The organism is Kitasatospora sp. NPDC002965 (assembly GCF_040611255.1).
Taxonomy (GTDB): domain Bacteria; phylum Actinomycetota; class Actinomycetes; order Streptomycetales; family Streptomycetaceae; genus Kitasatospora.
In genome coordinates, this window is sequence record NZ_JBEXNT010000054.1 from 43,311 (window position 1) to 55,179 (window position 11,869).

Consider the following 11,869-nt stretch of genomic DNA (forward strand, 5'->3'; position numbering starts at 1 on the left):
ACGGGGGATTCGTGACCGTGAAACACCCAGGCGGCAGATTGATGGCATGGAGCACACGGAGCAGCTGACGACCGACATCGCCCAGGACCGGAACCCGACCCCCTCCCGTGCCCAACGGCGCGGCGCCCGCACGCACCGCTGGCGCCGCGACACGGTGGAACTCGCCGCCGTCTTCCTCTCGGTGACCGCCGCCGACCTGGTCGCCAAGTTCGTGCTGAACGGCCCGGACGGCCCGGTGATGCTCGCCGCCTCGGCGGTCGTCCTGCTCGCCACGGCGCTGTTCCACACCTGGTGGTCGCACCGTCACCACCTGCACGGCCCACCGGCGCCGGACGCGCCCGCGCCTCCGCGGGCAACGGCCGGGCAGGCGACGGGATCCCTGGCGGGACCGGCGGGAGACCCCCTGCGGGGCCCGCTGCACGACTTCGAGGAGACGGCGCTCTGGCGGGTCCGCACCACGGTGCAGGACTCCCCCGGCAGCCTGGCGCGGGTGTGCACGGCCTTCGCCGGGCGGCAGGTGAACATCGTCTCGATGCAGTCCCACCCCCTGCCGACCGGGGCCGTCGACGAGTTCTTCGTCCGCGCGCCGCGCTCACTGGGCCGCACCGAGCTGGTCGCCCTCGTCGCGGCGGCCGGCGGGCACGACATCTGGACGGGCCCGGCGGACGCGCACGACCTGGTGGACGTCCCCACCCACGTGCTGGCGCTGGCCACCCGGACCGCGCTGGACGCGGCCGAGCTGCCGATCGCGCTGCGGCAGCTGTTCGGGCAGTGCAGCATCCGGCAGTACCCGCGGGCGGCCGAACGGTCACCCGCCGGGGTGGACGGGCACGTGATGCGCCTGCCGGTGCCGTCCGGGGACCTGATCGAGCTCACCCGCCCGCACCTGCCGTTCACCCCGACCGAGTTCGCCCGGGCCCAGGCCCTGGTCGAGCTGGACACCCTGCTCGGCCCCCGGGTGCCGGACGTCCGGGCCCGGCTCACCGTGCCGACCGGAGCCGACGTGACCGTGCGGCGCGCGGACGCCGACGACAAGGCGGCGGCGCTGGCGATGCACCACCGCTGCTCCCCCGACACCCTGCGCAAGCGGTACCACGGACCGGTCCGGGACGCCGACCGCTACCTGGACCACCTGCTGGACCCCCGGCACGGCCAGACGCTGGCGGTGGAGTCGGCGGACGGGCGGATCGTCGCCCTCGGGCACCTGATGTGGGACGACGACAGCGCCGAGGTGGCCGTGCTGGTCGAGGACGCCTGGCAGCGGCGCGGGCTGGGCCTGGACCTGATGCGGCGGATGTCGGCGCTGGCGCTGGAGGCCGGGGTGGAGACGGTGTACGCCGTCACGCACTCCTCCAACACCGGGCTGATCGCCACCATGCGCAAGCTGGCGGCGCCGCTGGACTACCAGGTCGACGAGGGCACCCTGGTGATCACCGCGCACCTGGCGGAGGCCGCCGAGGAGCTTCCGGTGCCCTGGCAGACCAGGCCGGGGCGGTAGGGCTGGACAGGAGGGCTGGACGGTAGGACGGGGCGGTGGGACGGGGCCGCCCGTTCCGCCGGACCCGCGCCCGGACGGGCCGGAGCGCCGGTCCCGGTGCGCGGATCCGGCGCCCAAGCGGTCATCGGAAGGTCATTTTTTCACCACATCCTCACCAAGGACCACACCCGCCCCGGGCCGGACGGCACCCCCGCCGTCCGGCCCGGGGCGGTCGTGCCCGGCCACCGGACGCCCGGGAACCGCCGGGCCCGGGAACCGCGTCCCCGACGGCGAACGGCCCCTCCGTACACCGTCGACCCTGACGTCGCGTCAGGACGTCCCGACCGGGTCCTCCGGGGGCGTCGCAGCAGGCGGCGCGGGGTCCGGAGCACCGACCCGGGTGGCGGAGTCGGTAGGCTGATCCCGTCCCCGCCGCCCGACGACCCGTTGTCCGGTCCCGGGCGGTGCCGCAGCAAGGAGGAACCACTGAGCATGGCAGGCACCGAATCGGAGCCCACAGGCGCACGCGACGCCTCGCTGCCCGCCCGCGCCAAGATCGCGGTCACGGCCGGCAAGGTGGCCGCCGCCCTCTCCCAGAAGGCGGGCCGAGGCAGCGGCTCGGTGATCGGCGGCAAGATCGCGCTGAGGCTCGACCCCGATCTGCTCGCCACCCTCGCCGACCACCTGGACGTGGTCCTGGTCAGCGCCACCAACGGCAAGACCACCACCACCCGGCTGATCGCCGAGGCGCTGCGCGCCGCCGGCCCGGTGGTCTCCAACGCTCTGGGCGCCAACATGCCGGCCGGCATCACCTCCGCCCTGGCCGGCGGCTCGGAGGCCCGCTTCGGCGTCATCGAGGTCGACGAGAAGTACCTGGCCGGTGTCGCCCGGGACACCCGTCCCAAGGCCATCGCCCTGCTCAACCTCTCCCGCGACCAGCTCGACCGTGCCGCCGAGACGCGGATGATGGCCGAGAAGTGGCGCGAGGGGCTGCAGGACACCGAGGCCGTGGTGATCGCCAACGCGGACGACCCGCTGGTGACCTGGGCCGCGTCCTCCTGCAAGAAGGTGGTCTGGGTGGCCGCCGGACAGGCGTGGAAGGAGGACGCCTGGTCCTGCCCCGCCTGCGGCGGCGTGATGCAGCGCCCCGGCGACGACTGGTTCTGCCAGGAGTGCGGCTTCCGGCGACCCAACCCGCACTGGGCGCTCCAGGGCACCCACGTCATCGACCCGCAGCGCGGCGCCTGGCCGATCCGGCTCCAGCTGCCCGGCCGGGCGAACCTCGCCAACGCCACCAGCTCGGCCGCCGTCGCCGCCGTCTTCGGCGTCTCCCCGCAGGTCGCGCTGGAGCGGATGCAGTCCGTCACCGCGGTGGCCGGCCGCTACGACGTCGTCCAGTACCAGGGCCGCGACATCAGGCTCCTGCTGGCCAAGAACCCGGCCGGCTGGCTGGAGACGTTCTCGCTGATCGACGGCCCGCCCGCGCCGGTCATCCTCTCCGTCAACGCGCTCGACGCGGACGGCACCGACACCTCCTGGCTCTGGGACGTCGACTACGAGCGCCTCGCGGGGCACCCGGTGTTCGTGATGGGCCAGCGCAAGCTGGACCTGGCCGTCCGCCTGGAGGTCGCCGGGCTGCAGTTCCACGTGGTGGACTCGCTGGAGCAGGCCGTCCGGATGGCCCCGCCCGGCCGGATCGAGGCGATCGCCAACTACACCGCCTTCCAGCAGCTGCGGAAGGTCGTGGCCGGCTGATGCCGGTCCAGCAGCCCACAGCACGCACGTCACGCACGGAAGGCCTTCGAGGATGAGTGAGAGCAGCCTGCGCGTGGTCTGGGTCTACCCGGACCTGCTCAGCACGTACGGCGACCGGGGCAACGCCCTGGTCGTGGAGCGCCGGGCCCGCCAGCGCCACCTCAACGTGACCCGGATCGACGTCCGCTCCGACCAGGCGGTCCCCACCAGCGGGGACATCTACCTGATCGGCGGCGGCGAGGACCGACCGCAGCGACTGGCCGCCGAGCGGCTGCGCAACGACAGCGGCCTGGTCCGGGCCTCGGAGAACGGCGCGATCATCTTCGCCGTCTGCGCCGGCTACCAGATCCTCGGCCACGAGTTCGTCAACGACCTGGGGCAGCGCGAGCCGGGCCTCGGCCTGCTCGACGTCTGGACCGCCCGCGGCGAGGGCGCCCGGTGCGTCGGCGACGTGCTCGCCGACGTGGACCCGCGGCTCGGACTGCCGCAGCTGACCGGGTTCGAGAACCACCAGGGCGTCACCCACCTCGGCCAGGGCGTCCAGCCGCTGGCCCGGGTCACCGCGGGCCGGGGCAACGGCACCGGTGACGGCACCGAGGGCGCCTGGCGGGACACCGTCTTCGGCACCTACCTGCACGGCCCCGTGATGGCGCGGAACCCCGCCGTCGCGGACATGCTGATCAAGCTGGCACTGGACGTCAACGCCCTGCCGCCGGCCGACACCACCTGGTACGACGCGCTGCGCACCGAGCGCATCGCGGCCACTTCGCGCCCCGCGTAGTACGTCCACGGTCCGTTCGCGACGGACCGGGTGCCCGCCATGCGGGCACCCGGTCCACAGGCGGGCCCGAACGTACGACAATGGGGCTGCCGGCTGCACACCCTCCTCGGCAGCAGGCTGCACTTCCGCGCGGGGGCGCCGACGGCGCCGCTCCCGCGTCGGCTCCTGCCCGGCCGGACGCAGGGGTCGTATGCTCGACTGCACGGCCGGTTTCGGATGTTCTGTCCGGATCGGCCGGTCCTTCACCCCACGGCCATCTCCCCGTCGATCCGGCGTGGGAGGCGGCGGTTACGGTGGCGGTTCGTCGTACCAGCCTGTAGTCCGGCCGTTCCTCGGTTCTGCTCGGGAGTTGCAAAGCAATGCGTATTGGAGTGCTGACCAGCGGCGGTGACTGCCCCGGCCTGAACGCGGTGATCCGATCCGTGGTCCACCGGGGGGTGGTCGACCACGGCGACGAGATCATCGGGTTCGAGGACGGCTGGCGCGGTTTCCTTGAGGGCCACCACCGTCCCCTGACCCTCGACTCGGTGAGCGGCATCCTCGCCCAGGGCGGCACGATCCTCGGTTCCTCCCGGGTGCAGCCGAGCCACCTGCGCGACGGCGTCGAGCGCGCCAAGCAGTACTGCGCGGACCTCGGCCTGGACGCGGTGATCCCCATCGGCGGCGAGGGCACCCTGAAGGCCGCCAAGCTGATGAGCGACGCGGGCCTGCCGATCGTGGGCGTGCCGAAGACCATCGACAACGACATCGCCTGCACCGACGTCACCTTCGGTTTCGACACCGCCGTCTCGGTCGCCACCGAGGCGCTGGACCGGCTGAAGACCACCGCCGAGTCGCACCAGCGCGTCATGGTGGTCGAGGTCATGGGCCGGCACACCGGCTGGATCGCGCTCAACGCGGGCATGGCGGCCGGCGCGCACGCGATCGTCGTCCCGGAGCGCCCGTTCCACATCGACAAGCTGACCGCGGTCGTCCGCGAGCGCTTCGACCGGCAGAAGAAGTTCGCCATCGTGGTCTGCGCCGAGGGCGCCAAGCCCGAGGCCGGCACCATGCACTGGGAGGAGGGCAGTCGTGACATCTACGGCCACGAGCGGTTCACCGGGATCGCCACCCAGCTCTCCCGCGAGCTGGAGCACCGGCTCGGCAAGGAGGCCCGCCCGGTGATCCTCGGCCACACCCAGCGCGGCGGCACCCCGACCGCGTACGACCGGGTGCTCGCCACCCGCTTCGGCTGGCACGCGATCGAGGCCGTGCACAAGGGCGCGTTCGGGCACATCACCGCCCTCCAGGGCACCAGCATCAACCTGGTGCCGCTGGGCGAGGCGGTCGCCGAGCTGAAGACCGTGCCGGCCGACCGCTACCTGGAGGCCGAGACGGTCATCTGACCGCTCCGCCCGTCCGGCCGCTCCGCCCGCGGACCGGTGCCCCGGCCCCCGAGTGCGTGCTCGGGGGCCGGGGCCTTCGCGTTCCCGGCAGCCGCCCTACCGGGAGCGGATCAGAAGCCGGTGTCGTACGTGTACAGGCTGCTGTGGTCGAGCAGTCCGGCCGGCGTGACGGTGTTCCACGGCTTCATGGTCTCGTTCAGGTCGACCACGTCGGGCGTGCCGGCCGTCGGCAGGTAGGTCGCCCCGGGGTGGCGCTTCTGCCACTCCGACCAGAGCTTGTCGACGAAGCAGTGGTGCAGCCAGAACACCGGGTCGTTGGGCGACATCCCGGTGGCCATCTGGCCGCCCACCCAGACGTGCACCCGGTTGTGCAGGTTGACGCCGCGCCAGCCCTCCAGGTTGTTGCGGAAGCCGGACGAGGAGCTGTTCCACGGCGCGGCGTCGTAGGTGGTGATGGCGAGCACCGACTCGGCGTCGGCCCTGGTCGGCAGCTGAGCCACCCCGGCGCCGAGCTGGCGCCGCAGGTAGGTCCGGCTGTCGATGTTGACGTTGAGCGGCCAGCTGCCCCCGGAGAAGGCGAACGCACCGGTGGTCACCTGGTTGTCGCCGCTCCTCCCGTTGCCGCCCAGGAAGTCCGCGCCCCAGAGGGACGAGGTGGTCGAGCGGTCGGCCGTCCAGTCCCAGTACGGCAGGTTCACGCTCGGGTCGATGGCCTGGAGCGCCCGCTCGAACTGGAGCAGGTACTGGCGGTGCCACGGCAGGAAGGACGGCGAGCGGTGGCCCGTCCGCTCGCCGTTGTCCACGTCGCTGACGATGAACTGGTTGTGGGTGGTGACGAACGGGTCGTAGCCGCCGGACGCCTTGAGTGCGAGCACGGCGTTGACGAAGGCCCGCTTCTCCTGGGCCGTCAGGGTCGCCTGGTTCTTTCGGACTGCCATGAGTCCCCCCTCGATGATGGTGTGCGGTACGGGTGGCGGACGGACTCAGGCGGTCACGATCGGGACGAGCGTGGCGCCCTGAAGATCGCTGACGGCGGCCCGGGCGAGCGAACGCGGCGTCGCGAAGGTCTGGTAGTGGTTGACGACGCTGATCCAGGTGCCGTCGGCGTTGCGCATCATGTGCAGCTCGTCGCCGTCGATCCGCACCTCGTAGCCGGTGCCGGTGCCCCCGTGCTGGTGACCGCCCCCGGTGACGGGGCGGCCCTGGATGCGGCGCCCCTGGAAGACCTCGTCGAAGGTGTCGGACGCGCCCGGGTCGGCGGCCGTGGCCGACCCGCCGCCCGGGCCGGCCACCCCGATCACGACGGTGCCGGCGGCGACCGTCAGCGCGGCCGCGGCCCCCTGCAGCATCCGACGACGGGTGAGCTCCGACGCATGGGTCTCTTCGGACATGGTGATACCCCCCTCAGGTGCCCTGCATTGTTGTTAGGGCACCGTTCACGAACGATTGTTTAATCGTTAATCAGAGGCGATTTCTTGATCGCACTCCCTGTTTCGATGCTCGCAAGGCTTTTTGACCTAGGGAACAGCCACTCGGCGGGGGTGCGGATGGTTGCGTACGAATCCAGTCAAATTTCGGTCGCGACCGAACGGACCTCGAACCGGAACGGCCGGACACCGGCGGGCCGCACGGTGCGACGCCCGTCACGTCCGGCTAGCGTGACGATGCGCCGGACCACCGCCGGCGCAGGCCACCCGGGAAGGAAACAGCCGATGAAGATCCTCGCGTACGGCGTCCAGGCGGACGAGCGACCGCTCCTGGAGGAGGCGTTCGCGGACCGGCACGAACTGCGCTGCCTGGACCTCTTCCTCAACCGCGACACCGCCCCGCTGGCCGCCGGCCACCCTGCGGTGAGCAGCAGCGTCAACGCCGAGCTGGACGCCGAGACGCTCGCCCTGCTCGCCGCCGGCGGGACCGAGCTGATCGCCCAGCGCTCCACCGGTTTCAACAACATCGACCTGGAGGCCGCCGCCGAGCTGGGACTGACGGTCGCCCGGGTCTCCTTCTACAGCCCCTACGCCGTCGCCGAGCACGCCTGGACGCTGGCCCTGGCCGTCAACCGCCGCCTCACCCGCGCCGCGAGCCGCTCGCGCGAGTTCGACTTCCGGCTGGACGGCCTGCTCGGCCGGGACGTGCACGGCATGACGGTCGGCGTGATCGGCACCGGCAAGATCGGCGAGTGCTTCGCCCGGATCGCGCACGGCTTCGGCACCGAGCTGCTCGGCTGGGACATCGCCCCCAACCCGGCCTGTCTGGATCTCGGCATGACCTACACCGAACTGCCCGAGCTCCTCTCCCGCGCCGACCTGGTCAGCCTGCACGTCCCGCTGCTGCCGGCCACCCACCACCTGATCGACGCCGCCGCGCTGGCCCGGATGAAGGACGACGCCATCCTGGTCAACTCCAGCCGCGGCGGCCTGGTCGACAGTGCGGCCCTGGTCGAGACGCTGCGGGTCGGCCGGCTCTCCGGCGTCGGCCTGGACGTCTACGAGGAGGAGACCGGCGTCTTCTTCACCGACCGCTCGATCCAGGGGATCGCCGACGACACCCTCGCCCGCCTGGTCACCTTCCCCCAGGTGCTGGTCACCTCGCACCAGGCCTACTTCACCCGCACCGCGGTCGGCCAGATCATCGACGCCACCGTCCGCAACGTGGACGACTACGCCGCCGGGCGCCGCGGCGAGAACGTCCTCGTCCCGCGCGGCTGAACCGCTCGTGCGGAACCCTGCACGGGGGGCGGCGGAGGCACCGGAGTAAGGCCCGCCTAGGCTGTACGACGAAGCAAAACGGGCGAACCGGACCCACCCCGGGGCCGCGAGGATGGAAAGCAGGACCCGCCGATGGGTGACGGAATGCCAGGAATGCACCACCACGGCGGGATGACCGAACTCGGACCCTTCTCGCTCTCCAACGTGCTGACCTGGTCCCCCGACTGGGTGTTCCTGATCGGCAGCCTGGCGGCGCTGGCCCTGTACCTCACCGGCGTGGTCCGGCTGCACAGGCGCGGCGACCGCTGGCCGGTCGGGCGCACGGCGGCCTGGGCGGCGGGCGCCGGGACGGTGATCCTGGTCACCTGCACCGGGTTGAACGACTACGGCATGGTGCTGTTCAGCGCGCACATGATGCAGCACATGGTGCTCTCCATGCTGTCGCCGATCCTGCTGCTGCTCGGGGCGCCGATCACGCTGGCGCTGCGCGCCCTGCGACCGGCCGGCAAGGGCAATCCGCGGGGGCCGCGCGAGCTGCTGGTGGCCCTGCTGCACAGCACCTACGTGAAGGTGATCTCCCACCCGGCGTTCACCATCCCGCTGTTCATCGCGAGCCTGTACGGGGTCTACTTCACCCCGCTGTTCGACTTCCTCATGGAGTACCGGCTCGGGCACATCTTCATGATGGTGCACTTCCTGGCCACCGGGCTGGCGTTCTTCTGGCCGATCATGGGCGTGGACCCCGGTCCGAACCGGTCGGGCCACGTGATGCGGATCATCGAGCTGTTCATGGGCATGCCGTTCCACGCCTTCTTCGGCGTGGCGGTGATGATGGGGAGCCAGCCGCTGGTGAAGACCTTCACCACCGAGGGCGCGCCGCCCGGGACGGACCTGCTGGCCGACCAGAAGCTGGCCGGCGGCATCACCTGGGCGTTCGGCGAGATCCCGACGGCGATCGTGCTGATCGCGCTGGTCTACCAGTGGATGCGCTCCGAGGAGCGCCTCTCCCGCCGCCGGGACCGCGCCGAGGACCGCAGCGGCGACGCCGAGCTGGCGGCGTACAACGCGTACCTGGCGTCGCTGGACAAGCGCAACCAGCGGCCCGCGCCGGCGGCCGACGCCGGCTGAGCCCGGCCCCACCGCTCCGGAACCCCCCGCCCTCGGGCGGGGGGTTCCGTCGTTTCCGGAGCCGGGCGGAGCCGGGAACGGAGCCGGAGCCTTGGCCGACCGGGGGCCGACCGGCGGCGGCCCCGGGGGGTCAGCCCGCCGTGCCGGACTGCCGGGCCAGGCCGGCGACCAGGATGTCCAACCCGAACTCGAACCGCTCGTCCCCGACGTTGCGGGTGAGCGCGACCGCCATGGAGGTGATCATCGGGTAGCGGTCGGTCGGGACGGTGTCGAAGTAGCTCCGGATCCGCTCGGTGAACTCCTCGCTGTCCCCGCCGCCGCGGGTGGACGCCTCGAAGGCGGTCGCCGTCGTGTAGAGCCCGAGCAGGTCGACCCCGTAGGCGGCGGTCTGCTCGTCGAGGCCGCCGGCGCGCAGCATGCCGAGCATGGCCTCGGCGATGTCCATCGCGTGCGGGGTCACCGGGACGTTGGCGACGACGGCGGCCCTGGCCAGATCCCGGTGCGAGAGCAGCACCTGGCGGGAGCGGCGCAGCAGCCGCTTCACCTGCTCCTGCCACGTGGCCGGGTCGGGCCGCTCCAGCTCGATCTCGGTGTAGGCGAGGTCGAGGACGAGCTCGACCAGCTCCTCCTTGCTGCCGACGTGGGCGTACAGGCTTGCGGCGCCCGTGCCGAGCTCCTGTCCGACCCGGCGCATGCTGAGCGCGTCCATGCCCTCGGCGTCGACGATCCTCAGCGCGGCCTCGACGATCCGCTCCCGGCTCAGCGGCTGCCGTCTGGGCGGAGCCTTCTCCTTCTGCCAGTGCTCGGACCAGCCGGAGCGCGGGGCGGCACTGGTCATGGGGGCTCCTTCGTGGTCGGTGACGGCTCCCAGATTACTTGACACGAACACCGTTCCATGGGAGAACACTGTTCGTTCAGGAAAACAGTGTTCGTTACAACGAACGACGTTCGCCCGTGGAATCCGGAGAGCACCCCCATGACCGACCAGATCGCCCCTCCCGACCCCTCGCCGACGGCGGCGGCCGAGAGCCCGCCGACCGGCTACCGGCTGCGCTGGGCCGGCCTCGCCGTCATCCTGGCCGCCGAGGTGATGGACCTCCTCGACACCACGATCGTCGGCGTCGCCTCGCCCTCCGTCCGCCAGGACCTCGGCGGCAGCGACGCCCAGATCCAGTGGATCTCCGCCTCCTACACGCTCGCCTTCGCCGTCCTGCTGATCACCGGAGCCCGGCTCGGCGACTTCTTCGGACGCAGGCGCCTCTTCACGCTCGGCGCGGCCGGCTTCACCCTCGCCTCGGTGCTCTGCGCGGCGGCCCCCGGCGCCGGCACCCTGATCGCCGCCCGGACCCTCCAGGGCCTGTTCGCCGCGCTGCTCATCCCGCAGGGCCTCGGACTGATCAAGTCGATGTTCCCGCCCAGGGAGATGGGCGCCGCGTTCGGCCTCTTCGGCCCCGTCCTCGGGCTCTCCTCCGTCCTCGGCCCCACCCTCGGCGGCTACCTCACCGACGCCGACTGGTTCGGCCTCGGCTGGCGGACCGTGTTCCTGATCAACCTGCCGCTCGGCCTGCTCACCGTCCTCATGGCCGGCCGGATCCTGCCCGCCGACCGCGTGACCGCTACCGCCCGCACCGGCCGGCTCGACCCGGTGGGCGTGCTGCTGCTCAGCCTCGCCGTGCTGCTGCTGGTCTACCCGCTGGTCCAGGGGCGCGAGCTCGACTGGCCGCTCTGGGTCTTCGTGGCGATGGCCGCGTCCCTGCCGGCGCTCCGGCTCTTCACCCTCCACCAGCGCCGTGTCCTGCGGCGCGGCGGCACCCCGCTGATCGAGCCCTCACTGTTCGGCAGGCGGGCCTTCGTCTCGGCGCTCGCCACCGGGCTGGTCTTCTTCGCCGCGCTCTCCGGCCTGCTGCTGGTCCTCACCCTCCACCTGCAGCTCGGCCTCGGCTGGACCCCGCTGCACGCCGGGCTCTCGATGATCCCGCTGTCGCTCGGCGTGGTCGCCGGCGCCGTCCTCTCCGGCGCGCTCCTGGCCCCGCGCCACGGCCGCCGGGTCCTGCACGGCGGCATGGTGGTCGCCGCCTGCGGTGCGCTCGGCCTCTGGTACTCGGTCGAGCACCGGGCCGCCGGCCTCACCAGCTGGGAGCTGCTCCCCGCGCTGGCCCTCACCGGCTTCGGTCTGGGCCTGATCATGGCGCCGTTCTTCGACATCGCCCTGGCCGGCGTCGAGGAGGCGGAGACCGGCTCGGCCTCCGGCGTCCTCAACGCCCAGCAGCAGCTCGGCGGTTCGGTGGGCGTCGCCCTGCTCGGCACGGCGTTCTTCGGCTGGGCCGGCACCGACGGCTTCCAGCACGCGGCCGGGCGGACGTACGGCCTCGCCGCCGCCCTGCTGGCGCTGGCCTTCCTGGTCGCCTTCCTGCTCCCCCGCCGGGCGCGCCCCGAGGGCGAGCACTGAGCGCGGCGCGCACCGCCGCCGCACCGGCCGGTGGCGGCGCCCGGCCGGTGGCGGCGGGAACGCCGGGAGGCCCCGGGGTTGGCTCCAGCGGTCAGCGCGGCCGGCCCGGGGAAAATGGCAGCGGGGCCCCCCGGTTTGGCAACCCCGCCGTTTGGGGGTGAGGAGGGCGGCCAGGGCGCGGGGGGC

General features: G+C 72.6%; 10 protein-coding genes. 7 read left to right on the forward strand and 3 right to left on the reverse strand.

Translation table 11 applies throughout. The features are described from left to right. Positions 1-46: 46 nt before the first annotated feature. The 4 genes from ABZY91_RS21475 (at position 47) to ABZY91_RS21490 (ending at position 5,398) form a co-directional block, all read left to right on the forward strand. Positions 47-1,498 (forward strand): GNAT family N-acetyltransferase, encoded by a 1,452-nt coding sequence (locus tag ABZY91_RS21475; RefSeq protein ID WP_355404459.1) that lies wholly within the window; start codon positions 47-49, stop codon positions 1,496-1,498. 471 nt (positions 1,499-1,969) lie between these two features. Continuing rightward, on the forward strand, positions 1,970-3,232 hold the full coding sequence (locus tag ABZY91_RS21480) for a MurT ligase domain-containing protein (RefSeq protein ID WP_329885027.1): 1,263 nt from the start codon (positions 1,970-1,972) through the stop codon (positions 3,230-3,232). Between the two features lie 52 nt (positions 3,233-3,284). Beyond that, entirely contained in the window at positions 3,285-4,013 is a 729-nt protein-coding gene (locus tag ABZY91_RS21485) for a glutamine amidotransferase (protein WP_329885026.1), read from the forward strand. Positions 4,014-4,372: 359 nt separating this feature from the next. Next, positions 4,373-5,398, forward strand: a complete 1,026-nt coding sequence (locus ABZY91_RS21490) for a 6-phosphofructokinase (RefSeq protein ID WP_329885025.1) — start codon at positions 4,373-4,375, stop codon at positions 5,396-5,398. 110 nt (positions 5,399-5,508) lie between these two features. Here the strand turns inward: ABZY91_RS21490 and ABZY91_RS21495 are convergent, their stop codons facing one another. Beyond that, positions 5,509-6,336 (reverse strand): tyrosinase family protein, encoded by an 828-nt coding sequence (locus ABZY91_RS21495; RefSeq protein WP_329885024.1) that lies wholly within the window; start codon positions 6,334-6,336, stop codon positions 5,509-5,511. A gap of 45 nt (positions 6,337-6,381) precedes the next feature. Further along, the gene (locus ABZY91_RS21500; protein WP_329885023.1) at positions 6,382-6,789 is read right to left on the reverse strand and encodes a tyrosinase cofactor; all 408 of its coding nucleotides are present in this window, start codon (positions 6,787-6,789) and stop codon (positions 6,382-6,384) included. 321 nt (positions 6,790-7,110) lie between these two features. On the opposite strand from ABZY91_RS21500, the gene ABZY91_RS21505 reads away from it, so the two are divergent. Both ABZY91_RS21505 and ABZY91_RS21510 read left to right on the forward strand, forming a co-directional pair. Beyond that, positions 7,111-8,106 carry a 2-hydroxyacid dehydrogenase gene (locus ABZY91_RS21505; protein ID WP_355404464.1) on the forward strand — a complete coding sequence of 332 codons (996 nt, stop codon included), beginning with the start codon at positions 7,111-7,113 and terminating at the stop codon, positions 8,104-8,106. Between the two features lie 153 nt (positions 8,107-8,259). Further along, complete coding sequence (locus ABZY91_RS21510; protein ID WP_355404475.1) at positions 8,260-9,234, forward strand: cytochrome c oxidase assembly protein; 975 nt, start codon at positions 8,260-8,262, stop codon at positions 9,232-9,234. 130 nt (positions 9,235-9,364) lie between these two features. On the opposite strand, the gene ABZY91_RS21515 is transcribed toward ABZY91_RS21510, so the two are convergent. Further along, the gene (locus ABZY91_RS21515) at positions 9,365-10,072 is read right to left on the reverse strand and encodes a TetR/AcrR family transcriptional regulator (RefSeq protein ID WP_355404466.1); all 708 of its coding nucleotides are present in this window, start codon (positions 10,070-10,072) and stop codon (positions 9,365-9,367) included. Between the two features lie 138 nt (positions 10,073-10,210). On the opposite strand from ABZY91_RS21515, the gene ABZY91_RS21520 reads away from it, so the two are divergent. Next, the gene (locus ABZY91_RS21520; protein WP_355404469.1) at positions 10,211-11,683 is read left to right on the forward strand and encodes an MFS transporter; all 1,473 of its coding nucleotides are present in this window, start codon (positions 10,211-10,213) and stop codon (positions 11,681-11,683) included. Positions 11,684-11,869: the final 186 nt, after the last annotated feature.

What these genes read in the sequence shown, in the direction of transcription:
- ABZY91_RS21475 (WP_355404459.1), top strand. Translation starts at nt 47, where the DNA reads ATGGAGCACACGGAGCAGCTGACGACCGACATCGCCCAGGACCGGAAC.
- ABZY91_RS21480 (WP_329885027.1), top strand. Translation starts at nt 1,970, where the DNA reads ATGGCAGGCACCGAATCGGAGCCCACAGGCGCACGCGACGCCTCGCTG.
- ABZY91_RS21485 (WP_329885026.1), top strand. Translation starts at nt 3,285, where the DNA reads ATGAGTGAGAGCAGCCTGCGCGTGGTCTGGGTCTACCCGGACCTGCTC.
- ABZY91_RS21490 (WP_329885025.1), top strand. Translation starts at nt 4,373, where the DNA reads ATGCGTATTGGAGTGCTGACCAGCGGCGGTGACTGCCCCGGCCTGAAC.
- ABZY91_RS21495 (WP_329885024.1), bottom strand. Translation starts at nt 6,336, where the DNA reads ATGGCAGTCCGAAAGAACCAGGCGACCCTGACGGCCCAGGAGAAGCGG.
- ABZY91_RS21500 (WP_329885023.1), bottom strand. Translation starts at nt 6,789, where the DNA reads ATGTCCGAAGAGACCCATGCGTCGGAGCTCACCCGTCGTCGGATGCTG.
- ABZY91_RS21505 (WP_355404464.1), top strand. Translation starts at nt 7,111, where the DNA reads ATGAAGATCCTCGCGTACGGCGTCCAGGCGGACGAGCGACCGCTCCTG.
- ABZY91_RS21510 (WP_355404475.1), top strand. Translation starts at nt 8,260, where the DNA reads ATGCACCACCACGGCGGGATGACCGAACTCGGACCCTTCTCGCTCTCC.
- ABZY91_RS21515 (WP_355404466.1), bottom strand. Translation starts at nt 10,072, where the DNA reads ATGACCAGTGCCGCCCCGCGCTCCGGCTGGTCCGAGCACTGGCAGAAG.
- ABZY91_RS21520 (WP_355404469.1), top strand. Translation starts at nt 10,211, where the DNA reads ATGACCGACCAGATCGCCCCTCCCGACCCCTCGCCGACGGCGGCGGCC.